The following is a 23,361-nucleotide window of genomic DNA, read 5'->3' as shown; positions in this document are numbered from 1 at the left end:
TTTCAGCTCCTAACATTCCAAGAGTTAACTATTACATTGATCGTTGCCTTATTAGCTTTGTAACACGTCAAATCGCATCCAACGCCAATTAGGTAGACCCAATTTGTTCCGGAATCAACTTCGGCGACCTGATCTAGCACTGCGGTGGGCTTCCCAGCTTGCTTTATGTAAACAAGCATCTTCGACCCCCGCATTCCCGATGGTGTCACAAATTCACTATAACTTTGTGACGAATATGTTGCCCCAGAGTATGTATTACTCGAAGAGAGCGGGTCAACTGGCAACAACAACTTCCTCATACCGGCCAATGAGAAGGTGTCTCGCTGGCTCGCAGAAAGTTTTGTGGCTTGGCTGATTCCAAAAGGCTGATTAGAAAAGACACCGTTCAAATTGGCTATGTTGCTAATTTTCTGCGCCGTGAATACATTCGCCCAGTTACCCGTCTCGATAGCCGACAGTTGACTTTGAGAGATCGTCGTCTGGGTAGTAGAAAAGACTTGCCTTGGTCCAAAGTCGGTCCAATTCGATGGAACCTTAAAGTACATATCGGCGCCAGCCGCGCTTTTGAAGTTATAGAACCCAAAGCTAGAACCACATGCGCTCAATATTACTGGGGCCAGGCCAAATAGACCCACGCCAAACAGTGGGCGCCATAGGGGCCGTAGCGGCAAAAACTTCTTTGTCACCTTGCGGATCCTATAGTCGGACAAATTCAACCTTTTCCGAAACCCTTGTGTCGAATATCATAACTCAACGATACTCAACCCTGCACACTAATAGATAGTGGCATTTACTGTAATTCTGCTGAAAAATCAATCAAAGTTAAAAAGACTTTGTGGGTAGGAACAAACAAGTTCCTACCCACAAAGATCAAGTAATTTCGAATAAAGAAGCGCTCAAAAAAGCACTTGAGCTACTCCTAGTAGTCTTCCATGCCACCTTGAGGCATTGCTGCACCCTTTGGCTCTGGCTTGTCTACAACAACTGCTTCAGTTGTCAAGAACAGTGCGGCGATCGAAGCGGCGTTTTGAAGAGCTGAACGAGTAACCTTGACGGCGTCGATAACACCAGACTCAAAGAGATCCTCGTAAATTCCAGTTGCCGCATTTAGCCCCTCGGCACCCTTGAGGTTCTTAACCTTGTCAACTATTACGCCACCCTCGAGGCCAGCGTTTATAGCGATCTGCTTCAATGGCTCTTCTACAGCCTTTGCTACGATTCGAGCACCAGTAGCTTCATCGCCTTCAAGCTTCTCAGCTCGCTCTAGAATAGCCACTTGCGATCTTAGAAGGGCTACGCCGCCGCCAGGAACAACGCCCTCTTCAATAGCAGCCTTTGTAGTAGAAACCGCATCTTCAATGCGATGCTTCTTCTCTTTGAGCTCTACTTCAGTAGCGGCGCCTACCTTGATGATTGCAACGCCGCCCGAAAGCTTCGCTAAGCGCTCTTGCAGCTTCTCTCTATCGTAGTCAGAATCTGTATTGTCGATCTCTGTCTTGATTTGGCTTACACGACCCTTGATGTCGTCCTCTGAGCCTGAGCCTTCGATTATCGTCGTCTCATCCTTGGAGATTTCAACTCGTCTGGCATGACCAAGAAGATCTAGAGTTGTATTCTCAAGCTTCAATCCAACTTCTTCGGAGATCACTTGACCACCCGTAAGGATTGCTATGTCTTGCAACATAGCCTTACGTCGTTCGCCAAAGCCTGGAGCCTTGACCGCTACTGACTTGAAGGTTCCGCGAATCTTGTTCACTACTAGAGCTGCTAGTGCTTCACCTTCGACATCTTCTGCGATGATGACTAGTGGGCGCGAGGTCTGCATTACCTTCTCAAGCACGGGCAGAAGGTCTCTAACCGAAGAGATCTTCGAAGAAACCAACATGATATAGGGGTTATCCATTGCGACGGTCATCGTCTCTGGATCGGTAACGAAATAGGGCGAAACATAGCCCTTATCAAAACGCATACCCTCTACAAGATCCATCTCCATGCCGAAGGTCTGAGACTCTTCAACCGTGATGACTCCATCTTTTCCAACTCGATCGATCGCCTCAGAGATAAGGCCACCGATTTCATTGTCTGCAGCTGAGATCGATGCGACCTGTGCGATTTGGCTCTTGGACTCGCTTTGGCGAGCAAGCGCCTTGAGAGAGATAACAGCTGCTTCTACAGCTTCCTCAATACCTCGCTTGAGCGACATTGGGTTCGCGCCAGCAGCAACATTTCGCAGACCTTCACGTACCATCGACCATGCAAGCACGGTCGCCGTGGTAGTTCCGTCTCCGGCAACATCGTCGGTCTTCTTGGCGACTTCTTTTACGAGTTCAGCGCCGATTCTCTCATATGGATCCTCAAGCTCTATCTCCTTGGCAATAGAGACGCCGTCATTAGTAATAGTGGGAGCTCCCCACTTCTTTTCGAGAACAACGTTTCGTCCCTTTGGTCCAAGGGTAACACGTACGGCATCAGCTAGCTGATTCATTCCGCTCTCTAGGGCTCTTCGAGCCTCTTCATCAAAAGCAATCAATTTTGGCATTTATTGCTCCCTCCATTGGGTCACCGTTTAGCACTCTCAATACTAGAGTGCTAATTAAAATTTAATGTAGCTTTCTCTAATAAAAGCTCGCCAACGCTACTTCCTCTGAAATCTAGATATGTGCAACCGACACTGCAAAACCGACTAAATCCCAGTGGTGCTTACAACTTCACCCACACCACTGGCATGCGACACCCATTGCCACCATGGAACTTACCTAAAAAAGTTGATAACAACGCCGAAGGTTCTGAGATAGGAACTATGGATCACCATGGTACCTTCCATGTGCCTGGATCTTTAATCACCCAAGAGAGTCAGAAATTCTTCGCTCAAGGCCGCTCAAGGCCACAAATCTCAAAGCAACTCGATCTGAATCTCAATGCTTGACAATCAAGGTCAAAAAGCACCGCCAGCCACCGCTGGCACTATTGAGATAACTTGGGAATCGCTCACCTTGGTTTGTGGGCCATCGAGAAATCGCACATCTTCATCGGCCAAAAAGATATTGACGAATCTCCGGATCGCACCTGAATCATCAAAGATACGATCACTCAATCCCGGAAATTGATCTCCTAGATCGGCTAGTGCTTCACCTACATTTTCGCCATTTACTGTTACCTCTGACACACCGTTAGTAAGACTTCTAAGTTGAGTAGGTACACGAACCGTAATAGCCATTATTTTGAGCTCCTTCTTTGTGAATTTAAAAAATCAAAAAACCCATCGAGTGAGGGGCCAATTGTGATGGTGGGACCCGTCGTGGGGGCCAACGCCTCTACAGTCTTTAGGCCATTGCCTGTCACGTAAGCAACGGTCTTTTCCCCCTTTTGCACAACGCCCGCCTTGACCAACTTGGCTAACGTCGCGATAGTTACACCACCTGCGGTCTCTGCGAAGATTCCCTCAGTTCGTGCTAGAAGCCGGATACCATCTAAAATTTCATCATCGCTTACCGATCCAAAGGCTCCGCCGGTCTTTCGCACAATATCTAACGCATAGTAGCCATCTGCTGGATTACCAATCGCTAGCGATTTAGCGATTGTATCTGGTTTCACTGGGCGAATAACATCCACGCCTTGATCAAATGCCGATGCCACCGGTGAACACCCGGCGGCCTGAGCTCCAGATATCCTGACCTTAGGTTCCTTATCCAAGAGGCCTACGCGATAGAGCTCGTTGAACCCCTTGTGGATCTTTGTCAGCTGACTTCCAGATGCAACCGGAACAACAACATGGTCAGGACTTTGCCAGCCAAGCTGCTCTGCAACTTCAAAGGCTAGAGTTTTAGAGCCTTCAGAGTAATAGGTTCGAACATTTACATTGACAAAAGCCCAATCTGGAACTTCAGATGCAATCTCTGCACAGAGTCGATTTACATCGTCATAGTTTCCATCAATTGCAATTAAGTTGCCGCCGTAGATGGCGGTAGTAATAATTTTAGCTCGCTCCAAATTGGCTGGCACAAAGACGTAAGAGTCCATATTCGCCCAGGCTGCGTGCGCTGCTACGGAGTTAGCCAAATTTCCAGTCGACGCACAGGCGGCGACCTTTAATCCGAGTTCTCGAGCTCTAGTTAATGCAACTGAAACTACACGATCCTTGAAAGATCCAGTCGGATTCAAGGTGTCATTCTTGATCCAAAGGTCATCTAGGCCAAGGGCCCTCCCCAGACGTTCAGCTCGAACCAGCGGTGTAAATCCTGCCCCTAATGAGACATAGTCGCTCCCCTCTACGGGAAGAAGATCACGATAGCGCCAAATCGAAAGCGGTCCGCTTGCAATTGATTCACGAGATATAGAACGAGAGATCGCATCGTAGTCGTAACTAACCTCAAGAGGTCCAAAGCAAAATTCACATACGTGATACGCCTTAGCCTCGTAATTCTGACCGCACTCTTTACAGGTCAATGATTTTACGTATGACAAGTACGTCTACCTCCTCATCGGTCGGGCATTGGCACCTGGTATTAACACTGGTTGCCGCGGTTTCTTCGGGCCCGTCCCTCAACCGCTCTGGATGACATTTAGTTTTATTTGACCAAATAGTTTACTGCCTGATTTGGCAAATGATGCACACTATACCTCCATGGAAAGATGCCTCAAAAACGATCTAAAAAGCCTCTCGATTCACGCAAATGAGCTGAGACAAACATCAAAGATGGCATAAAACCCTAGATCCAAAACCTCAAAAGCGAGCTAGTCTAACGAGACGGCGCCAATGGCATCTCTCAAGCATTCTTTGGTATGGATAATAGATCGATCCTCGCCGTAGCGTTCTGCCAAAGAGACAAGTTCGACGCCCTCACTTAAATGATTGCGATCAAAATCACTCGCAATCATTCCAACGACTACTACAATCCTGCGAGACAGGTAGGTACATCTCTCGATGATTCGCCCAACCACCTTGCCGTTGAAACTCTCATTGTCCAAGCACCCCTCGCCCGTTAGGACTAAGTCTGCCTCCAATATCAGCTCCTCTAGGCCAAGAAGCTCGCTCAAGTAATCAAAGCCAAGTTCAAGGTCACCCCCGGCGCAATAGAGCATTCCAGCAAGCCCACCTGCGGCGCCCGTCTTGGGAAGACCAAGGGGACTTCTTCCGAATCGATCCAAAAGTTGACCGGCAATAGCCAGCTGACGTCGCTCCAAAAACCGAACCTCTAGAGGCGTGGCCCCTTTTTGGGGAGCAAAGTCAGCCGGTGCATCCAAAAAAGTCGTCTCTACGTCAACCAACGCAGTCAATTTCAAGCCTGGAAGATCGATCTTTGGCCCCAACGCCACAAGCGCGCCCCAGCCTCCATCGGTTGTTGCCGATCCACCACAGCCCACCACAATATGAGTAGCACCGTCCTCGATCGCAGCCCTAATAAGCTGCCCTGTCCCATAGGTAGAAGCTGCAATAGGATCATTTTTTGTTGCCCCGCCGATAAGTGCCAGCCCTGAGGCCAGTGCCATCTCAACAACTGCGTCGCCATTTCGAAGCAGATGGTAACGGGATTCGACATCTTTCCCTAGCGGACCTCTTACCACCAAGGGGCGCGATCTACCACCAACTGCCTCTAAAAGTCCTTCCCCGCCATCGGAGATCTGCCTTGCGATCACACTATGGCGTGGGGTCAAAGCTGCTGTCGCCACTTCAATAAAGTCACCTGAAGTCAAAGTGCCACGAAACTTGTCAGGAAGAATCAAAACCTTCACTCATCTAAGGCTATTCGATTCCAAAATGACATTCGTGGTTCGAGTCACTAGTGTGTCGTGCTTTTAATAAATTGAACCTCAATTGCATTTGCGAATGGATCGAGTGGTGATTGCACTAGCTTTTAGGGGATATGGATCCATTAGTTATCGTTTCAAATCGTGGTCCCGCTTCGGCCAAAGTCACTCCCAGCGGGGATGTTATTCTCTCACGGGGCGGCGGCGGACTTGTGAGCGCGCTTAGCCCTCTGGCACAAGATGGCGCCATAAAATGGTGCTTTCCGATCTCATCCCAAGCCGAACTCGACGCACAGAGCCATGGTCTCTTTGGCAGATTCATGCAAGGGCTAGAGCCAATTGAAGTAGCCCCTGACGTTTACGACGCCGCCTATAACGACATCTCCAATAAGGTTCTTTGGTATCTCACCCATGGAATGTTCCAAACCTCAAGAAATCCCTCCTTCGACAGTGTCTTTTACTTAAGTTGGAAAAAGTACCTCGAGTACTCCAGCGAAATTGCCAAAAGTGTCGCTGAAATCGCTCCAAAAGGAGCGCGGATTATCCTTCAGGACTACCACATGTTCATGGTGGCACACTTTCTTGCACCACTTCGGCCTGACTCCTCCCTGGCGATGTTCTTACATACACCATTTTCGTCTCCGTCTGAACTTGACGTCCTTCCTAATGAGATAGCAAAACAAATTCTAGAATCGCTTTCAAACCTTGATCATCTTGGCTTTCATGCTGCCAAATGGCAGCAAAATTACTTAGATTGCGTAAGTTCCTTTGGGGCCAACCAGGCCAAACATTCTTGGGTTAACCCACTCGGTACCGACGCTATCGACATAGTCAACTTAGGCAACACGCCCCAAGTTGAAGAGGCAGCAGACAAATTAGGGGCCTTGGCTAACGGACGGAGAATAATTGCACGAATAGACAGGATGGAGCCATCCAAGAATATCCTCCGGGGAATCGATTCAATAGTTGAGATGTATAAGTTCTATCCATACCTTCTAGCTACCACAGTGCACTTTGCAAACTGCTACCCGAGCCGGGAGGCTATTCCTGACTATGGCGAATACGCCAGAGAGGTCCACGAAAAGGTTGAAAGCGCCAATAAGTACCTCCGTGAATTGGCACGACCGCTTAAGATAGAGTTGGAGAGCGACCCAATCGTACTTTTCTCGGAAGATAATTTTGCCCTATCGTTAGCAATCCTTCGAAGCTACGACGTCTTATTGGTCAATCCAATCAGGGATGGCCTCAACTTAGTCGCAAGCGAGGGCACAATACTGAACGAGCACGATGGAGTACTGGTCCTTTCCAAAAACGCCGGAGTTGCTGAGATCGTTTCCGAGATCATCCCCCTCGTCAACCCATTCGATATCAAAGAGACAGCTCTTGCAATCTCGCAGTCGCTTGCGCTCAACAAAGAACAAAGAAAGTCTCACAACTCGCATTTGAAAACTCGATTCCTAGAGTTCAATCCACAGTTGTGGCTTTCTAACCAGATCAATTGGTTCAATGCACCTTAGGTAAAAGCAAAGCCATCACAACATCCTGGGGCTTTTGACTAGTTAGCTTTGGTCCAAAAGCCCCAGTAATCGATCGATAACCAAAGCCAATTCAGCAGGCGACTGTGTCTTTAAATCGCACGTCTCGGCCAATTCGTCTGGGGTCTCACTTGCATTCGCCACAAGGATAGACAAGCATCGCTTCGAGTAGTTATCGAGGCGTAGCAATCTAAAGACTCCCAGATCTCCATAGTCATCACCACTAAATACAACCCTCGGAGTAAAGCTAAGCAACTCATTTACGACGACTTCTTTGGATGGCATTGATGCTGGAGCAACTTCAAAGACCATCTTGCCGGGACGAATTATCAATCCTTGCAGTTGTGCGAGCTCTTGAGAGATCCATGCGCCCAAAGGCTGGCGTATCTGTGGGGCGCCTCGATAGTGAAGACCAAAAGAGACTCCCTTATCCTCAAAGGCAACTTCGGGGAAGCTCATGCGCTTCCATCGATTCCTAAATTCCTCTAGTTTCTCCAATTCTCCAGCAGGGATCACTCGACGCTCAATCGAGAGACCCTCTAAATCAGAACTTTCAAAGCCATAGTGGCCAAAGAGACGAACCCGAAAATTTCTCGTTTGCGAAGCTAAAAATTTGAACTGCTCGAGGAGAAAATCTATCGGCCTACCCGAGACAATTGCTAGATCATACGAAGAAATTATCCTTCTCAGCAATGGGACGAAGAGAGGGTGCATTCGAGCCTTAGATGGCGATTCAACAATAGGCGCCAAGGTGCCATCGAAATCGAAGATAAAGCCTACCGACTCACCCACAGTTCTTGATGCATTGGCAAATTCCAAAAGCACCGCATCTAGGTCATCCAGCAATGTCTGAGCCTAACACAACGTTTATATCTGAAGGACTTGCAGCGCCGATTGGAGCTTGGGTCGAATATGGAACGGCATCAGAGACTGGAAGACCCAAAATCCTAGCAACAGCCTGACCCGCTACAACAAAACCCGAATAATAATAGACCGTAGTTGTGCTCAGATTTGACGCTCCTGCATTTGTGGGAGCTAAAACATTAAAGCCAAGCGCCGCCAACTTGGAAGTTATCGTACCAGCTGCTCCCGCAACCGATGTTGCGTTGGCAACCCTTACCGTTATCAAGGCGTTCGCCGGATTAACCCCAGCCGCAAGAGAAGTAGTCGGAGAGGTAGTCGGAGAGGTAGATCTCGATGATGCCCCTCGAGTTGAGCCCAAAATTCCAGTAGTTGTCGGGGAGGATGCAACTCTTGGAGAAGAAGTGGTTGCATGCTGTGGCAAGGTCGTAGGCGCAGAATCTTTGGCACCTCCAGCTACGGAGGAAACCGATGAAGTACCACTTTGAACGCTCGATTTAGATGACGAAGACGACGGGGAGGCGGAAACAATCGTAGGCGAAGGTTGGAGAGGTGGAGCGGCCGACAGCACGGTGCTGGTTGTTGTTGTTCGACTTGACGAAGCGTTAATATTGGGTATGCCAAAGGCTAAAAGGGCTATAAAGGCCAAGATAGCTACCCCTGTAACGGCTGATCCGGAGGAGACTCCCACCTTACCCAAACGGGAACGAGAAGGGTTAGGACTAAGATGCTTCGGCCTTTTTCCGGGATCCAACGGATTCTTGAAGATCTCGTCGTTGGGGAACCTACCATCAACCATTTACTTCCCCCTGTTTCACCGTCAAATTAAAAACAGTCAGATTTACCGAACTTTATAAGCATATTTAAAAATGAATATTCAATAATAACAATACTGTAATTTGAAAGACACTAGACAGCCAAACCAGAGATATTAAAGCCAAACCGAAAACGATAAGAATAACGCTGGGTCGATAAAAGCAAAAGTCGCAACGCCACCAAGGCGCTATCACCCAAGAGTTGGCCTTAGGGAAAGAATTTACTTTGATGTCTACGGAGCCAAAGTGGTCACCTAACGCTAGAATATTTTTCTCAATGCCGGTGTGGCGCAGTTGGTAGCGCAGGCGATTTGTAATCGTCAGGTCGTCGGTTCGAGTCCGACCACCGGCTCATTCAACCAATGAGGCCGACAACTAAACAGGGCAGATGCCACCCTCGGCTCGCAACCCAAACAATTCTGACCAAAATAACTATGACCAAAATAACTATGACCAAGTGACTTGACGGCTCCGCCATAACCGCTTAACAATGGCATGAGAAATAGGCCTTAGACTAGATCGCTAAAGTTCAGAGTCAAGGCCATCACGCTAAGGCCACCTTATAGGCTCAGTGATGGACAGCGACGACTGAACTTTCAATTTCACATAGCTGCTTGGGATATCTAAGGTTGACTAAGGGACTATCAACCACGCCGAGAAAGCAACATCCCCCCCTCTTCGCCTCGGAGGTATCGACAATGACCCACCAAAAGACTTCAAGGGTTCGCGTGTTCCAAAATATCTCTACATTGGTGGAGAATTAAAGAGTGCTTGAATTGATATTAATAAATCAAAACAGACGACCAAAGGCTAGGGCTGCAAAAGACACGCCCTCGCCCAAATCGATACCTTGGCAATCAACAGATTATCCGGGGGTGGCGGCTGACCTCAATCTGGCCACCTCAAAAAGTGAAATCGCGGCCGCCGCTGACACATTCAGAGAATCCAATCGACCCGCCTGGGGAATTCGAACCAACTCGTCGCACCGTTCAGATGTCAAACGCGACAATCCTTTGTCCTCTGAACCCAAGACTAGCGCTAGTCTATCCACCACCATAGGACTTATCGAAAATACGCTGGATTTTCCTCTTACATCAAGTCCTGCTCTAAAAACACCCAGCTCTTCAAGGCTACGAAGGGCACTAGGGACTCCAGAGACCAAAGAAAAGTTCAAGTATTCAACAGCTCCAGCTGCTGCTTTGGCTACAGTGGGGGTTATATGCGTAGTACGATGTTGTGGCAAAACAATACCGGTTACACCTGCTAACTCGGCAGAACGTAGAACTGCGCCAAGGTTGTGTGGGTCTGTAATTCCATCTACAACTACCAAAAACGGCGATTCCACTCCATTGACTAGATCCTCAAGATCAACGTCACGAAGTGCTGCCGCCTTTGCTAATATTCCTTGGCTACCTTCAGATCTAACCTCAGATTCGAACTTGCGTCTTGAGACTGTGAGTAGCGGAATTCTACGATTTAGCGCCAACTCTACAATCTCGGTGACTATACCCTTTCGCTCTACAGTCTCTTCGATCCAGATGTATTCGACAGTTCGCCGCTTGGCGATCAACAACTCTCGAACGGCCTGACGTCCCTCGACTTGTTCACCTCCCAAGGAGCGTCGTTTTTGAACGAAAGATTGTTGATCTCGGCCCCGACGATCTCTGTTTACTGGAGGTCTATTACGTTGTGCCATTGACTCTAAGTTTCCTAACGATTGAGTGGAGCCATAGGGCCCATGTTTGAAAATGGTCCTTAATGGCCATGCGCTACAACACAACCAAAAAGTAATAAGCGACGCCAACCAGAGGTTTCGCTTATTAAAAAATATTTAGATAGATCCTAATGTCCTAGATAGCATTGTCTCGACCTCGTGGAATTTAGGGGTTGAGATACCCCAGAGCGACAGCTTGGGCTACCACTGCCTCATTTCGTCCGAGCGAACCCACGTGTTCAGGGCTCTTAGCCTTTAGAGATACAGGGACCTTCAACAACTCGCTCAATGCTCCCTCGATCATACTTCTATAAGGCGAGATCCGAGGTGTTTGAAGGATAACCGTTACATCCACATTGATTACATACGCACCACGATCTGTCACCATATCAAGACATCTCGCCAACATCAAGGTACTCTTGGCATCCTTCCACTGTGGATCACTAGCTAGAAAATGATCACCGATACCTCCAAGGCCGACCAACCCCAAAATGGCATCTGCTATTGCATGGCAGACGACGTCTGCATCGGAGTGGCCCATTGGCCCACTGCCCGAGGAGATCTCCACTCCTCCAAGGTAAAACTTGCGTGTTGGATCATCTGAAATCGGGTGCAAATCATACCCAGAACCAATGCGCAACTTTGAGAAATCCACCATTACCGCCTCTCAGCTTCCGGGTTGGGCGCCTGATTCTTTTAGTCGGAGGTAGTCATAGAGAGCTCTGGCCACTACCAAATCAGAAGGCACCGTGATCTTAATATTTGTCGTCTCACCCTCTACGTAGGAGACCTCCAAGCCAAGTGCCTGTGCCGTTGAAATATCATCTGTCTGATCCAAAGTCGCCTGGGCAATTGCTCGTGCACTATTAAAATCAAAACCTTGTGGTGTTTGTGCCCCAAAAAAACCACTGCGCGAAATAGATTTTACGTGCCCGAAGTCGTCAATTGACTTGAGAGAGTCCGTGATTGGAACAACGGGAACAACCGCTAAAGCTCCATCGTCAATCTTTGCTATTACCCTACGATAAAGAAGCGAACTAGCTAGGGGTCGAGCCCCATCATGAATAAGAATGCTCCTAGCGCTTTGTGGAACAGCCATGACTCCATTACTCACCGAAGCACTGCGGCTTGGACCGCCGCTAACGACGATGTCGGCCATAGAGTCAAAGGTAGCCAATAAGTTCCCAGGCACAACCAAGACCACCCGATGCGAGTTATTTCGTGCCTGTTCCATCGAGATCTCCAGAACCGATTTTCCCTCAATCAGCTCAAGCATCTTTGGAGAACCAAACCGTAAGGAAGATCCTCCTGCCACAACCACGGTCCAGACTTCACCCCTTGTGGAAGTTTGAGCCATTTGCCAGCCTCTTCTAGGCCAATGCTGCGTCGAGCTTAGACTCGGCTTCGGCCTCGGCAACGCCTAGAGCGAACGTCAATTCAGAGACTAAGATCTGGCGGGCCTTCGAGAGCATCCTCTTCTCCCCTGCACTGAGACCTTTATCGTTATCACGAATCGTCAGGTTCCTAACGACTTCGGCGACTTGATAGATATCACCGGATTTAAGTTTTTCAACGTGGTTCTTATAACGACGCGACCAGTTAGTTGGCATACGCGCGTCTTTCTTCTTCAAAACGGCAAAAACCTCTTCAACTTCTTCGTCGTTGATTACCTCGCGGATTCCCACTTCTTCGGCCTTATCAACCGGGACCTTCAATGTCAGATCCCCAAAAGCTAACTTTAGTACGAGGTACTCCTTGGTTTCTCCAAGAAAGTCCATCTCCTCGCGCTTTAGAATTATGGCAGCTCCGTGGTGGGGGTAGACAACTTTGTCGCCAACCTCGAATTTCATATTTCTCCCGAAGCTAGATAGATTTACCCCTTAATTTTAGAGCTAAATTTCCACCTTGATCCCAAATACTTCATCTATTCGTCAAGGATATCCAATCATATACTCTTTTTTGCCACCTTAATCGGAAAAAAGTCGCTAACGTGTCTTTGTGGACATTGTGGAGCTTCTAGCCAATACATCGCTCTTTAGATCGCTAGACAATCAAACGATGGCACTCGTCCTAGCGAGCCACCGACGTATCAAACTCAAACGTGGGGACGAAATCTTCCATGAAAATGATCTCGCCGACTCGCTTTACATAGTAACTTCTGGAAGAATCGCAATCTTGAAGGCATTTTTAGATCGCAAGGAGTCCATGGTGGCGATCATGGAAACTGGAGATCTCTTTGGCGAACTGGGCCTATTCGATGGACAAGGACGATCTGCTACCGCAAGGGCAATTGAGCGCTCAGAGGTGGCTGCCATCTCCTACACGCCGATACGAAGCGCAATTGAGCATCGACCCGTCTTACTCTGGTCACTCCTTGAGCTATTGGCGAATCGCCTACGCCAAACCGATGACGCCCTCACAGATGCAATGTTCCTAGATGTCACCGGTAGAACCGCAAAACGACTCCTGGAGCTGGCAGCCAATTTAGACGAGTTCATAATTCCACTCACCCAAGAAGAACTCGCGGGGCTAATCGGAGCTTCAAGAGAACGAGTCAACAAGACACTTGCGGCCTTCGTGCGGGCTGGTTACATCGACATAAATGACCGACTATATAGGATCAAAAATAGACCACAGCTAGAGATCATCGCCGGATAAATTTTGCCCTATCGATTTGATAGGGCAAAATCACCTCTACTCGATCGCAATCAGGTCATCCCAAACGACCGAGCTTGTCTTTTGTAGATCTATAGCGTTTCCTTGCGCAGAGCCGGAAAAGCTATCACTTCGCGAATCTGAGAGGCATCACACAGCAGCATCGCCAAACGATCGATGCCAATTCCAAGTCCTCCAGTTGGAGGGAGGCCATATTCGAGGGCGCGAATATAGTCTTCATCCATATTCATTGCCTCATCGTCTCCGCCTTGAGCAAGTTCAACCTGATGGGCAAAACGCCTTCTCTGTTCGATCGGGTCATTTAATTCAGAAAATGCGTTTGCTAGCTCTCGCCCAGCTACTATGGCTTCGAAGCGCTCGACCCGATCCGCCTTGGACCTGTGGTCCCTAGAAAGTGGTGACACCTCCCTGGGGAAGTCCATAACAAAAACAGGATCCCAAAGGCTTGACTCTGTCGTTCGCTCGTATATCTCCAGTAGATATTTCCCGGAACCCCATTTGCTATCGCCCACAATTCCAAGTCCATCGGCGATCTCTTTGAGCTTTTCAATAGGGGTCTCGAGCGAAATCTCATACCCGAGAGATTCACTCGTTAGGTCTTCTAAGGTAGCTCTACGCCAAGGCGTTGTAAAATCGATCTCTCTGTCTTGATATGAAATCTTTGTCGTACCAAAAGCATCAAATACCAAATAGGCAACCAAGTTTTCAGTCAAGGTCATCATATCTTGATAGTCCGCGTATGCCTCGTAAAGTTCTAGCATGGTAAATTCAGGGTTATGACGAGGAGAAATTCCCTCGTTCCGAAAGACCCTTCCAATTTCAAAAACTTTATCGAAGCCACCAACGATCAATCGCTTTAGGTAGAGCTCAGGAGCAATCCTAAGGTATAACTCCATGTCTAGAGAGTTGTGGTGAGTTATGAATGGCTTAGCTAAAGCGCCTCCGGCAATTGGATGCAATAGAGGAGTCTCTACCTCTATAAAATTCAGGTCCTCGAGGTAACGTCTCATCTTCGACACCATGCGAAATCGTCGAGTCAGTGCGACTCGGGTCTCTGGGTTAGCCCAAAGATCCACATAGCGCTGGCGATATCGAGTATCTACATCTGAAATTCCGTGCCATTTATCGCCAAAGCTCCGTTGCGCTCTTGCAAGCAAAACAAAGCTATCTATAAAGAGTGAAAGTTCTCCCTTTTTGGTCTTACCTACAAAACCCCGAGCGCCGATCCAGTCTCCCAAATTCAAATCGCCAAAAGCATCAAATCGCTCAAGATCATTCGATCGCGCAAAGAGTTGGATTGCTCCATGCTGATCTCTCAGTTCAGCAAATGCAACCTTACCTTGTCTACGAAGAAGCATTACACGCCCTGCTAGGCTGTGGCGTTGCGTCGTAACCTCGCCATCGGCGATATCTCCGAAGGTGTCACGAATTTGCTTTGTCGTCATGTCGGGGTCGAAAGTATATGGAATCTCAATATCAGAGATATTCTGCGCCACAGGAGCCCCTTTGGAATACGAAAATTAACTGTCATCTAGCTTTAATTGCCAGTCTAAAACGCGTACGAGCCAAATGAGCAAAATCGTCAACGCACCGGTGTGAAATTCTTCTCGTATAAAAGTCGCAGTCCGTGCAATGTAAGCCATGGCTCCACCGCATCCACCTCTTCGCAATATGGCGCTACCACCACTGCAAGACCGCCGGTTGCAATCACTTTAGCCTCTTGACCCAACTCCGCTTTAAAGCGCCGGGCCATTCCATCGGTTTGAGCAGCAAAGCCATAGAGAGCACCGGACTGGATCGATTCAACGGTGGATTTGCCAATGACACCCCTTGGAGCGACCAACTCGACCTTTCTAAGTGCCGCAGCCCTCGATACCAGCGCATTCATGGAGATCTCAACCCCCGGACAGATTGCTCCCCCTAAATATTCTCCTTTGGCAGAGACCGCATCAAAGGTCGTGGCTGTCCCAAAGTCAACGACTATAAGTGGCGAACCATAGAGATCCATTCCGGCCACAGCATCTGCTATTCGGTCAGCTCCAACCTCTTTAGCGTTATCGTACAAGATCGGCATGCCTGACCTAACTCCAGGTCCAATTATCAAGGGTACGACACCGAACCAATTATCCGTCATCTCCCTCATGGTCTGAGTGACCGAGGGAACCGTAGAGGAGATGACAACTCCACTGATCGAGCTCAATCGATCGAGCCCTTTCATCCCTAGGAGTTGCACCAATAAGAGCGCGTATTCATCCGCGGTCTTCTCTGCGACTGTAGCGACACGGAAATGATGAGTCAAGCCGAAATCAGCACTCCGCCCAACCTTTACCTCACCCATTACGAGGCTTTGAGACTCATAAACTCCAATTACGGTGTTGGAGTTACCAACATCTATCACGAGAAGCACTGACGCCTAGCCTCCAAAACTTACTTATCGAATACCCCAATGTTATCGATAAGACGAACTCCGTCGTAACTCGCCGCTATAAAAAAGCGAGATCCATCTTCAAATAGCGATATCTCTTCGAGACTCTCACCTCGCACATGTGCAACATAATCGACCTTGCATTGGGCGCCTTCGCCCCCAGCGCGATCGATCAAAATATTAGTCATCGATTCAAGTACCTCATCTGAAGGTTCGTTTTGAATCGCCAAGCCACGGCCAAATGAAAAAGCAGCATATATTCCAGCTGCAGCATTCCTAGCTCGAGGCGTCAAGAGAAGGTTTCGCGAAGACATAGCCAAACCATCCACTTCACGTAGGGTTGGCACCACAAAAATCTCAATTGGAAAATGAAACTCGCACACCAGCCGATTGATCACCTTGACCTGCTGGTAATCTTTTTCGCCAAAGAACGCCGTTGCGGGACCAATACAATTGAAAAGCTTTCCAACCACATTGGCTACGCCATCGAAGTGACCCGGCCGAAACTTACCTTCGAGGCCCTCAGAGATGCCCTCTACTCTAAAACCTATCTGCATTGGCTTTGGGTGCATCTCATCTTCGCTTGGGGAAAAGACCAGCGCAACCCCAGAATTCTCAAGCAAACTTAAGTCGCGTGCCAGATCTCTTGGATAGCGCTCAAAGTCCAAAGGGTTATTGAACTGCAGTGGATTCACAAAGACCGAGACAACAACCAAGTCGCACTTTTGCTTAGCGGCCAAGACCAAGGAAAGATGGCCTCGATGCAACGCCCCCATTGTCGGCACAAAGCCGATCTTCAAGCCTTGGGCTCGGCTCTCCTGAGCAAAATCAAAGAGCTCTTCGCAATTGTCTATTACCTGCAACCTTTATCGCCTACCTAAATCAATTGGATTTAACCAAATAGCACACAAGGATCATTGTTCGCCAGGACTCTAGCTATACCAGCTCGAATCCGAAGACCTAATCACATAGGAATCTGCCATCGCCGGCTCATCGTCGGTAATTGCCATCGTAGCCGACAAGTCAAAACGCCCCTTGAGGTCCAGCCTAAGTGCAATCTCGGGCGACAACTCATAGAGTGGCGCCAATACAAAGAGTCGCTCATGAGCTCTAGGGTGTGGAATCACAAGATCACTATCGTTTAGCTCACCGCCACTCCAATAGATAATGTCGATATCCAAAGATCGCGGAGCATTAGGATAGGGTCGAACTCTTCCTGCGCTTTCTTCGATTCGATGCAACATCTCAAGCAAGAGATGAGGTTCCATGTCGCACTCGATCTCAACGGCGATATTGTAAAACTCCGCCGCCTCATCGCGCATTTGCATCGGTGAGCTTCTATACAAAGAAGAGACGGCAACGAGGAAGGGAATTTGATCCAAACCCAACCGTAAAAACTTCCTGCGATCTCCTAAATTGGAGCCCATGGACAGAAAGTAAGTCAATCGGATTCTCCATTTCTGTTCAGGGTCACCTCAACACCCACATAGGCCAAATCAGAAGGCATAGGTGGGCGCAGTTTCTTGACCAAGACCCAAATCGACAAGATAGTATCGAAGCGTTCCATCAAAGTCAGGGCAATTACGTAACCCAACCTTTCGACCAGATCAAAGCTCATCCCTTGGACGATCTCTTCTACTATCGTCGCTGCTAGCGAATAGTCTATGGTGCCACTGATATCGTCATAAAGAGCCGCATCTTGGATGCTCAGCCTCATCTTGAGACTGATGGAAAAGTCCTGGGGTGTCAGGCGCTCCGAGGGTAGCAACCCGTGAATTCCCCTTACAACTAAGTCCCTGACCTCAACGACTCCTAATTCAATGGCAAAAGAGGAGCTGTTAGTACCTTTCGTCATAAACAATTAACGGTAGCCGGCAAGACGACAAAGATCGATGGTCTCTTTGACATCATGCACCCTCATGGCTGATACACCGTGGCGATAACACCATGCCGCGGTGGCCAGCGACCCCTCCAAACGATCCTTTGGCGGGGGGATCTCACCTTCATATCGCGCCGCTACTTTTCCTATAAATGTCTTACGCGAGGTGCCTACCAGAACCGGAAAGTCACAATCAGCAAGAAAGTCAATCTCCCTCAGCAAGGCTAGATTATGCTCAATTGTCTTGCCAAAGCCAATCCCTGGATCAATCCACACTTCGGAGATTCCTAGACGTCTCCCATATTCGCCGCGTTCAATTAGAAAGTTCCTAACTTCGAAGACGACGTCACTATAGCGAGGATCGCGCTGCATTATCTCCGGTGAAGCTTGCATGTGCATGGCCACCCATCCCACCCCCAAATCTGCGGCCACGTGCGCTAGCCCTGAAGAAATGTCGTTGATCAAAGTTGCACCTGCCAAAACGGCACGCCTTGCCACTTCCTCCTTGGTGGTATCAACTGAGACTCGCACAATGGGGCTAAGTGCCTCAACGACTGGAATTATCCGTCTCATCTCTTCGCGAGCATCTATCGAAAGCGCCCCTGGACGGCTAGATTCCCCGCCAATATCCAAGATATCTGCACCGGCTTGAGCCAAAGAAAGCCCGCGAGAAATCGCCTTTTGTGTATCGAAGGTCTCTCCACCATCGGAAAAAGAGTCGGGCGTGACATTTACAACGCCCATAACTAACTTCATCTTTAATCACCCCTCAATTGACCTTTAGCCATGGCTCTGACCAACCATCGGATCTCTTCTTCCAATTCCATAAACAACTCGACAAAGGAGCCAGAGTTACTTCCTTGCAAAATCACAATTCCAATCCAAGTGAAAAGCTAAAGATCATCTGAGTCAGATCGGAAATCATCCATGATAAGAGATCTAGCTTCACGGCGTAGATCGCTATTACTGGTTAACACTCCCCTGGATGCCACAGTCACAAGGCAAGAACCTGTGTCTTTAGTCTCACGCATTGTCATGCAAAAATGAGTACCTCGCACCACTACCAAAACTCCGGCTGCACCTATTCCATCTTCAATAGCCTGGGCAATCTGACTTGAAAGTCTCTCTTGAATTTGGAGGCGTTTTGAAACTACTTCGACGACTCGGGTCAGGTTTGATGCACCCGCGATCAACCCTGCCTCTCCCGGAAGATAACATAAGCTGACTTTGCCGTAAAATGGCAGCAAATGATGTTCGCACACTGAATGAAAGGTAATGTCATTGACTGCGATCATTTCATGGAACTCACCGCCAAATCCGCCGTTTAGGTATCGTGATGGGTCATCGCTCTCTCCTGAAAGCAAATCACACCAGAGCTCGCCTACCCGTCTGGCAGTAGCAGTACGCGCCTCATCGTCGAGGGGAACCCCTAGGGCGTCCAGAAATGCATCTGCCGCCTGAACGACACGTTTAACATCCACTGGTAACCCCTAACCGTCTCATAGAGCAACCCTGGAGCTTTTAGTAAATAGATCCACAATCAATCGGTCTTATGCGTTGCAATATATGGCAAATTCCTATATTTCTCCGCGACGTCTAAACCATACCCAACGACAAATTCATTTGGAATTGTAAATCCAACAAAGCCAAGATCCAATTCGGTCGCGTCAACACCCTCTTTTACCAACAAAGCGCAGACTGACAAAGAGGCCGGATTACGAAACTTCAGATTACGAATCAGATATGACAAAGTAAGGCCGGAATCAATAATATCTTCGACGATCAGGACATGGCGATCTGTAAGATCGATATCTAGATCCTTTAAGATTCGAACTATTCCCGAGGTCTTCGTAGCCGATCCGTAAGAGGAGACCGCCATGAAATCAAATTCCACCGGTACTTCTATCTGGCGCGCCAGATCTGCCATAAATAGGAATGCTCCTTTGAGAACCCCTATCAAAAGCAGATTCTTGCCTTTATAGACCTCTGAGATCTCTTTACCAAGTTCTCGAACGCGGCGATTCAAATCTTCCTGCGAGACTACAACACCAACCAAATTGGGGTCGTTGCGACTCCACACTTCAGGACCGGACACCATAAAAATCCCAACTGCTCATCATAAATGATTAATCCTAGAAGATCCTAGGCAATATCCGCGGACGATCTCTTGTTCAGATCCTCAAATCCCAACATCTCGAAGAAGAATTCAACAATTACGCATTGATTTTTCTGGCGGAACTCTCGCTTTAGGAGAAAACTCATCGCCTAAAGCTAAGGACCCCCATCCCGAATACTTTTGCTTAGAGAGTCTCGTCGCTTTATGAACCTGCTACAACGCAATGAGCCCATAAATCTTAATTAGTTCAAGATCAAGGCAAAGAAGAGTCTCGGCTATTTGAACGCAGATTTAATCTACTCAATCGTCTTATAGTCAATGACTCCTCGACGCCCCGCTATCTCCAAGCCCCGGGGCAATTGAATCCTAAAATCCAAACGTCCCAAAACTTTACCTTCTAGCTCCTCTATCTGTGCTAACGATGGCGGGTATCCAGTTCGCCGTTCGATCTCCAACCGCAGAGCTCGACGCCTCAGAATTGAATCGGCACCACAAAGCGCTATTGTACTTGTCACATCAAGGCAAAGAGCAAGACTATCTAGATACCGATCTTCATCGAATAGAAGAGTTGCGGTTCTATCAAAAATCGGAACTATGTCACGGTGCGCAATTTGCGCCAATAGAGGAATGACCTCATTTCGAATTCGGTTCCGTAAAAAATCAGGTGAAAAATTAGACGAATCTATAACTGGATTTAGTCGAAGTGCAGAACAAATAGCGATGGTCTCGGACTTCCTCAACGTTAATATAGGCTTAGTCGGATCTCTCGCCATTGCGCTCAAGCCTCGCATCCCACTTCCTCTGAGCAGATTTAGCAGTAGCGTTTCAGCTTGATCGTCCATGGTATGACCCGTCGCGATCCCCTGGGGAAATGCACTTTTACGTTCGTTGCGAGCACGAGCTTCAAGATTGGATCGCCCTTTAACGCTTACTTCAACCAGTTGGAATTGAGCCCCAATCATCTCAGCAAACTCGCTCACAAAGTGTGCTTCTTCGAAAGAGGAGTCCCTAATCTTGTGATCCAAATGCCATATTTTGATCTTGTGACCCGCCGCGACCGCCAAAGAGGCTAGACAGAGCGAATCTGAGCCTCCCGAGACTGCCACATTCAAAATCCCATTCGATGGATCGGGGAAAAAACACCGTTTCAAGATCTGATCGATGGGCTTAACCTCAAGGGAGATTGCCATTCGAATGACTCTTTGCGATAAAATTCGGCTTTGGCTCGATACGATCGACATAACTCAACCATGCTAATGCAAGCAGTGTGAGATGTGAGGAAAGGCGAACTAAAAACGGCGGATAAAAGGCTAGATCAAATCAAAATCAGGACTTGACCAATGGCGTCAAAACTCGCTCCATCCAGCGATCTGGCCTAGAAATCTCATCCAAAGTCGGCATATTTTCACTCGCCATAAACAGAGTTTTGATGCCATCTCTGCCAGCTGCGTCGTCGATGGCTTCAAGGAACGATCTTCCGGCCGCATACTGTTTCACCTTGGCATCTAGTCCATAGAGCTGCGAAACGATTTTGCTAACAAAGTTCGGAGATTCACGTCGATCATGAAGTACCTCCTCGAAGTGATCGGCCTCTTCAATTATCCCTCTTGCTGCACGAGCCATTACAAAATCGGCATGTCCTTCGAGAACGCTCATGAGGCCACCTATCTTCGAGAGCGACTTACGTTGTTCTTCGGAGACAAAGATTCCCGCTAAACCCGCCTCGGCAAGGGGATTTCTACCCACTCTAATGTCCTCTGCTACGCGTACAATCGCCCCAAAAAGATCCGATGGACCCAAGTTGACGCCGTCAATCAAGGAAGATATCAGTGAACGATAATAACTATTCATCCAGCTAACAGATTCAAATTGGACCTTGTGTGTTAACTCGTGCAACAGAACCCATCGCTCAAATTGAGCTCTTGGGAAGCCAAATTTAGCCTCTAGATCCAATATGTTAGAACCAACCATATAAATTGGCACAGTCGTATTCTCGTCAGGGTTTACGTTGGCAAAGAGCGCCGCATCATATTGTCCCAATACCCTTTTGGACATCCATCCAAACAAGAGACCAAACTGAACCGCACCTGCGTTGGCGGAAATGGTTGAAAGACCGCCTGGAAGCTTGGGTGCAAACTTATTCAACATTGGATCCATTAGCGAAGCCATGGACAAAACATTTGAATCTACCCACTCGGATCGAGTAGTACATCTTACGGAAATAGTCTTATCCAAAAGAGTTAGCCCGCTCACATTCTCAACGAGATCAAGCGCTTGACTTCCAAAATCGGATAACGAATCGCTCATTCGCTCGAGCGCGACCTTATCCTCTTTTGGAAAAGTTGAAATTAGACCTTTGGCAACCTTGGCTGCCGTATCCCACGCTATCAAATTAGCACCTCCGTTGCTTTGCCTAAACTAGTCTCGTAGGAGCCAACGAGGCTTATCTAATTGATCTTACGCCCCCTAGTGCGCGGCACTGTAAGGGGCTGATGAGAGTAACAAAACTTTCCACTGTTGTATATGGATAACTTTGTGTCGCAGTTTACCTCTTTGCATATCCGATCTTTTGGATATGCCTTAGAAGGTCTCGACAGTCCGCTTGCCGGGGCTCCACCCACCGCTTCAGTTCTATTTGCCATATTAGGACTAACTCAAACTAAATAAAAATATTCCGCCTTTATCGGGCGGATCCTCGCTCCGAATCGATCAAATTAGAAATCCTTATCCGGAGGCTATCTGGCACTCGATCTCGGAGTCGATTGGCGACCATCTGTCTCAACTCGGATTCAAATTCAAAGGCTTCTAGACACGGTGAACACTCATCTAAGTGATGACGAATCTTAATGCGACGCTCCTCCGTGAGCTCCCCATCTAGAAATGTATACAACCTAGATATCACTTCTTGACACTCGATCATAGAGTTGCTATTAAAACTAATTCCCACTTCGGCCTGCTACCAATCCTCGATTCGTACCAAACTGATACAACTCTTTTTGAAGCGCTTTTCTTCCACGATGAAGCCTCGACATTACGGTTCCAATTGGAACATCCATAATTTCAGCTATCTCTTTGTAGGAAAAACCCTCCACGTCGCTCAATAAAACGGCTAAACGAAACTGGTCAGGAAGCGATTCAATCGCCGCCTTTACCTCATCGTCGGTAAATGACTCTAGCACTTCCTCTTCGGCGGAGCGCCCTGCTTGGGCTGCCTCCAATCCTCCGAGTCTACGATATAGATATAGGTCCTCTACGTCGTCTAGATCACTTTCGTCTGGTCGTCTCTTTTTTGCTCTGTAGGAGTTGATAAATGTATTTGTCAGAATTCGATAGAGCCATGCCTTCAAATTCGTGCCTTCTTGAAATGAACCATACCCCCTGTAGGCTTTAAGGTAAGTTTCTTGAACGAGATCTTCGGCTTCAGCCGCATTTCGCGTCATACGTAAAGCTGCTGAAAATAACGCGTCCATAAACCCCATCGCGTCTTCAACAAACTTGATTTGTTCTGCCATGGTTAAACATCCTACGGTCTTTTATAAGCAGATCCTGTGAAAGGTACCGGTCGTCCAAAATTCATAAAGGCGCTCTCACC

25 protein-coding genes, 1 tRNA gene and 1 riboswitch are annotated in these 23,361 nt (G+C 48.1%); of the genes, 3 read left to right on the top strand and 23 right to left on the bottom strand.

The window, feature by feature from the left end; translation table 11 throughout:
• Window positions 1-2: 2 nt before the first annotated feature.
• From ACIDITHRIX25_RS82390 to ACIDITHRIX25_RS82370, 5 genes are all read right to left on the bottom strand, one after another.
• Window positions 3-686, bottom strand: a complete 684-nt coding sequence (locus tag ACIDITHRIX25_RS82390; RefSeq protein ID WP_052604862.1) for a hypothetical protein — start codon at window positions 684-686, stop codon at window positions 3-5.
• Between the two features lie 233 nt (window positions 687-919).
• A complete protein-coding gene (groL, locus tag ACIDITHRIX25_RS82385; RefSeq protein ID WP_052604861.1) occupies window positions 920-2,539 on the bottom strand; it encodes a chaperonin GroEL in 1,620 nt (539 codons plus the stop codon).
• Window positions 2,540-2,935: 396 nt separating this feature from the next.
• Window positions 2,936-3,217 carry a MoaD/ThiS family protein gene (locus tag ACIDITHRIX25_RS82380; protein ID WP_052604860.1) on the bottom strand — a complete coding sequence of 94 codons (282 nt, stop codon included), beginning with the start codon at window positions 3,215-3,217 and terminating at the stop codon, window positions 2,936-2,938.
• Window positions 3,217-4,464 (bottom strand): threonine synthase, encoded by a 1,248-nt coding sequence (locus ACIDITHRIX25_RS82375; RefSeq protein WP_201731878.1) that lies wholly within the window; start codon window positions 4,462-4,464, stop codon window positions 3,217-3,219. The genes ACIDITHRIX25_RS82380 and ACIDITHRIX25_RS82375 overlap by 1 nt, the downstream gene beginning before the upstream one ends.
• Before the next feature lie 11 nt (window positions 4,465-4,475).
• Window positions 4,476-4,562, bottom strand: a riboswitch (SAM riboswitch).
• A gap of 172 nt (window positions 4,563-4,734) precedes the next feature.
• On the bottom strand, window positions 4,735-5,733 hold the full coding sequence (locus tag ACIDITHRIX25_RS82370; protein ID WP_201731877.1) for a glycerate kinase: 999 nt from the start codon (window positions 5,731-5,733) through the stop codon (window positions 4,735-4,737).
• Window positions 5,734-5,864: 131 nt separating this feature from the next.
• On the opposite strand from ACIDITHRIX25_RS82370, the gene ACIDITHRIX25_RS82365 reads away from it, so the two are divergent.
• Window positions 5,865-7,265 (top strand): trehalose-6-phosphate synthase, encoded by a 1,401-nt coding sequence (locus ACIDITHRIX25_RS82365; RefSeq protein WP_201731876.1) that lies wholly within the window; start codon window positions 5,865-5,867, stop codon window positions 7,263-7,265.
• A 42-nt stretch (window positions 7,266-7,307) separates the two neighbouring features.
• Here ACIDITHRIX25_RS82365 and otsB read toward each other — a convergent pair whose 3' ends face one another.
• Together otsB and ACIDITHRIX25_RS82355 are read right to left on the bottom strand one after the other, a co-directional pair.
• Window positions 7,308-8,129 carry a trehalose-phosphatase gene (gene otsB / locus ACIDITHRIX25_RS82360; RefSeq protein ID WP_201731875.1) on the bottom strand — a complete coding sequence of 274 codons (822 nt, stop codon included), beginning with the start codon at window positions 8,127-8,129 and terminating at the stop codon, window positions 7,308-7,310.
• Window positions 8,119-8,943: a LytR C-terminal domain-containing protein gene (locus ACIDITHRIX25_RS82355; RefSeq protein ID WP_201731874.1), complete on the bottom strand. Its 825-nt coding sequence runs from the start codon at window positions 8,941-8,943 to the stop codon at window positions 8,119-8,121. Before ACIDITHRIX25_RS82355 ends, otsB begins: the two co-directional genes overlap by 11 nt.
• A 295-nt stretch (window positions 8,944-9,238) precedes the next feature.
• Between ACIDITHRIX25_RS82355 and ACIDITHRIX25_RS82350 the strand changes: the two genes are divergently transcribed.
• Window positions 9,239-9,311: transfer RNA gene (locus tag ACIDITHRIX25_RS82350), tRNA-Thr, on the top strand.
• A 513-nt stretch (window positions 9,312-9,824) separates the two neighbouring features.
• Here ACIDITHRIX25_RS82350 and rlmB read toward each other — a convergent pair.
• The 4 genes from rlmB to ACIDITHRIX25_RS82330 all read right to left on the bottom strand — a co-directional run bounded on the left by rlmB (window position 9,825) and on the right by ACIDITHRIX25_RS82330 (window position 12,523).
• Complete coding sequence (rlmB, locus tag ACIDITHRIX25_RS82345) at window positions 9,825-10,655, bottom strand: 23S rRNA (guanosine(2251)-2'-O)-methyltransferase RlmB (RefSeq protein ID WP_052604854.1); 831 nt, start codon at window positions 10,653-10,655, stop codon at window positions 9,825-9,827.
• 184 nt (window positions 10,656-10,839) lie between these two features.
• On the bottom strand, window positions 10,840-11,331 hold the full coding sequence (ispF, locus tag ACIDITHRIX25_RS82340) for a 2-C-methyl-D-erythritol 2,4-cyclodiphosphate synthase (RefSeq protein ID WP_052604853.1): 492 nt from the start codon (window positions 11,329-11,331) through the stop codon (window positions 10,840-10,842).
• 9 nt (window positions 11,332-11,340) lie between these two features.
• Window positions 11,341-12,030, bottom strand: coding sequence for an IspD/TarI family cytidylyltransferase (locus tag ACIDITHRIX25_RS82335; protein WP_201731873.1), 690 nt, complete (start codon window positions 12,028-12,030; stop codon window positions 11,341-11,343).
• Between the two features lie 13 nt (window positions 12,031-12,043).
• Window positions 12,044-12,523 (bottom strand): CarD family transcriptional regulator, encoded by a 480-nt coding sequence (locus ACIDITHRIX25_RS82330; RefSeq protein WP_052604851.1) that lies wholly within the window; start codon window positions 12,521-12,523, stop codon window positions 12,044-12,046.
• Window positions 12,524-12,671: 148 nt separating this feature from the next.
• Here ACIDITHRIX25_RS82330 and ACIDITHRIX25_RS82325 point away from each other — a divergent pair, with 148 nt between their 5' ends.
• Entirely contained in the window at window positions 12,672-13,331 is a 660-nt protein-coding gene (locus ACIDITHRIX25_RS82325; protein WP_235347629.1) for a Crp/Fnr family transcriptional regulator, read from the top strand.
• A gap of 89 nt (window positions 13,332-13,420) precedes the next feature.
• On the opposite strand, the gene lysS is transcribed toward ACIDITHRIX25_RS82325, so the two are convergent.
• The 12 genes from lysS to ACIDITHRIX25_RS82270 form a co-directional block, all read right to left on the bottom strand.
• The gene (lysS, locus tag ACIDITHRIX25_RS82320; RefSeq protein WP_052604850.1) at window positions 13,421-14,845 is read right to left on the bottom strand and encodes a lysine--tRNA ligase; all 1,425 of its coding nucleotides are present in this window, start codon (window positions 14,843-14,845) and stop codon (window positions 13,421-13,423) included.
• Between the two features lie 86 nt (window positions 14,846-14,931).
• Window positions 14,932-15,756, bottom strand: coding sequence for a type III pantothenate kinase (locus ACIDITHRIX25_RS82315; RefSeq protein WP_052604849.1), 825 nt, complete (start codon window positions 15,754-15,756; stop codon window positions 14,932-14,934).
• A 20-nt stretch (window positions 15,757-15,776) separates the two neighbouring features.
• A complete protein-coding gene (gene panC, locus ACIDITHRIX25_RS82310; RefSeq protein ID WP_201731872.1) occupies window positions 15,777-16,637 on the bottom strand; it encodes a pantoate--beta-alanine ligase in 861 nt (286 codons plus the stop codon).
• Window positions 16,638-16,706: 69 nt separating this feature from the next.
• A complete protein-coding gene (gene folK / locus ACIDITHRIX25_RS82305) occupies window positions 16,707-17,219 on the bottom strand; it encodes a 2-amino-4-hydroxy-6-hydroxymethyldihydropteridine diphosphokinase (RefSeq protein ID WP_052604847.1) in 513 nt (170 codons plus the stop codon).
• Window positions 17,216-17,629 carry a dihydroneopterin aldolase gene (folB, locus tag ACIDITHRIX25_RS82300; RefSeq protein WP_201731871.1) on the bottom strand — a complete coding sequence of 138 codons (414 nt, stop codon included), beginning with the start codon at window positions 17,627-17,629 and terminating at the stop codon, window positions 17,216-17,218. Before folB ends, folK begins: the two co-directional genes overlap by 4 nt.
• A 6-nt stretch (window positions 17,630-17,635) precedes the next feature.
• A complete protein-coding gene (folP, locus tag ACIDITHRIX25_RS82295; protein ID WP_052604842.1) occupies window positions 17,636-18,409 on the bottom strand; it encodes a dihydropteroate synthase in 774 nt (257 codons plus the stop codon).
• Window positions 18,410-18,546: 137 nt separating this feature from the next.
• Window positions 18,547-19,134 carry a GTP cyclohydrolase I gene (gene folE / locus ACIDITHRIX25_RS82290; RefSeq protein ID WP_052604839.1) on the bottom strand — a complete coding sequence of 196 codons (588 nt, stop codon included), beginning with the start codon at window positions 19,132-19,134 and terminating at the stop codon, window positions 18,547-18,549.
• A gap of 59 nt (window positions 19,135-19,193) precedes the next feature.
• Window positions 19,194-19,751: a hypoxanthine phosphoribosyltransferase gene (hpt, locus tag ACIDITHRIX25_RS82285; protein ID WP_052604837.1), complete on the bottom strand. Its 558-nt coding sequence runs from the start codon at window positions 19,749-19,751 to the stop codon at window positions 19,194-19,196.
• Window positions 19,752-20,065: 314 nt separating this feature from the next.
• Window positions 20,066-20,959, bottom strand: coding sequence for a tRNA lysidine(34) synthetase TilS (gene tilS / locus ACIDITHRIX25_RS82280; RefSeq protein ID WP_052604835.1), 894 nt, complete (start codon window positions 20,957-20,959; stop codon window positions 20,066-20,068).
• 136 nt (window positions 20,960-21,095) lie between these two features.
• Window positions 21,096-22,160, bottom strand: coding sequence for an Rv3626c family coenzyme F420 biosynthesis-associated protein (locus tag ACIDITHRIX25_RS82275; RefSeq protein ID WP_201731870.1), 1,065 nt, complete (start codon window positions 22,158-22,160; stop codon window positions 21,096-21,098).
• Window positions 22,161-22,449: 289 nt separating this feature from the next.
• Window positions 22,450-22,689, bottom strand: coding sequence for a mycothiol system anti-sigma-R factor (gene rsrA, locus ACIDITHRIX25_RS000000104330; RefSeq protein ID WP_152625880.1), 240 nt, complete (start codon window positions 22,687-22,689; stop codon window positions 22,450-22,452).
• A 16-nt stretch (window positions 22,690-22,705) separates the two neighbouring features.
• Window positions 22,706-23,281, bottom strand: a complete 576-nt coding sequence (locus tag ACIDITHRIX25_RS82270) for a sigma-70 family RNA polymerase sigma factor (protein WP_052604828.1) — start codon at window positions 23,279-23,281, stop codon at window positions 22,706-22,708.
• Window positions 23,282-23,361 lie beyond the last annotated feature (80 nt).

The organism is Acidithrix sp. C25, from assembly GCF_904848545.2.
Note: the sequence above shows the minus strand (reverse complement) of the source record. Positions and strands in the feature narration are given on the sequence as shown.

Bases quoted from the DNA above. Each gene is read 5' to 3' on its own strand.
- groL (WP_052604861.1), bottom strand. From the start codon at position 2,539: ATGCCAAAATTGATTGCTTTTGATGAAGAGGCTCGAAGAGCCCTAGAG.
- ACIDITHRIX25_RS82380 (WP_052604860.1), bottom strand. From the start codon at position 3,217: ATGGCTATTACGGTTCGTGTACCTACTCAACTTAGAAGTCTTACTAAC.
- ACIDITHRIX25_RS82365 (WP_201731876.1), top strand. From the start codon at position 5,865: ATGGATCCATTAGTTATCGTTTCAAATCGTGGTCCCGCTTCGGCCAAA.
- ACIDITHRIX25_RS82355 (WP_201731874.1), bottom strand. From the start codon at position 8,943: ATGGTTGATGGTAGGTTCCCCAACGACGAGATCTTCAAGAATCCGTTG.
- rlmB (WP_052604854.1), bottom strand. From the start codon at position 10,655: ATGGCACAACGTAATAGACCTCCAGTAAACAGAGATCGTCGGGGCCGA.
- ispF (WP_052604853.1), bottom strand. From the start codon at position 11,331: ATGGTGGATTTCTCAAAGTTGCGCATTGGTTCTGGGTATGATTTGCAC.
- ACIDITHRIX25_RS82335 (WP_201731873.1), bottom strand. From the start codon at position 12,030: ATGGCTCAAACTTCCACAAGGGGTGAAGTCTGGACCGTGGTTGTGGCA.
- ACIDITHRIX25_RS82330 (WP_052604851.1), bottom strand. From the start codon at position 12,523: ATGAAATTCGAGGTTGGCGACAAAGTTGTCTACCCCCACCACGGAGCT.
- folB (WP_201731871.1), bottom strand. From the start codon at position 17,629: ATGACGAAAGGTACTAACAGCTCCTCTTTTGCCATTGAATTAGGAGTC.
- folP (WP_052604842.1), bottom strand. From the start codon at position 18,409: ATGAAGTTAGTTATGGGCGTTGTAAATGTCACGCCCGACTCTTTTTCC.
- hpt (WP_052604837.1), bottom strand. From the start codon at position 19,751: ATGGTGTCCGGTCCTGAAGTGTGGAGTCGCAACGACCCCAATTTGGTT.
- tilS (WP_052604835.1), bottom strand. From the start codon at position 20,959: ATGGCAATCTCCCTTGAGGTTAAGCCCATCGATCAGATCTTGAAACGG.
- rsrA (WP_152625880.1), bottom strand. From the start codon at position 22,689: ATGATCGAGTGTCAAGAAGTGATATCTAGGTTGTATACATTTCTAGAT.
- ACIDITHRIX25_RS82270 (WP_052604828.1), bottom strand. From the start codon at position 23,281: ATGGCAGAACAAATCAAGTTTGTTGAAGACGCGATGGGGTTTATGGAC.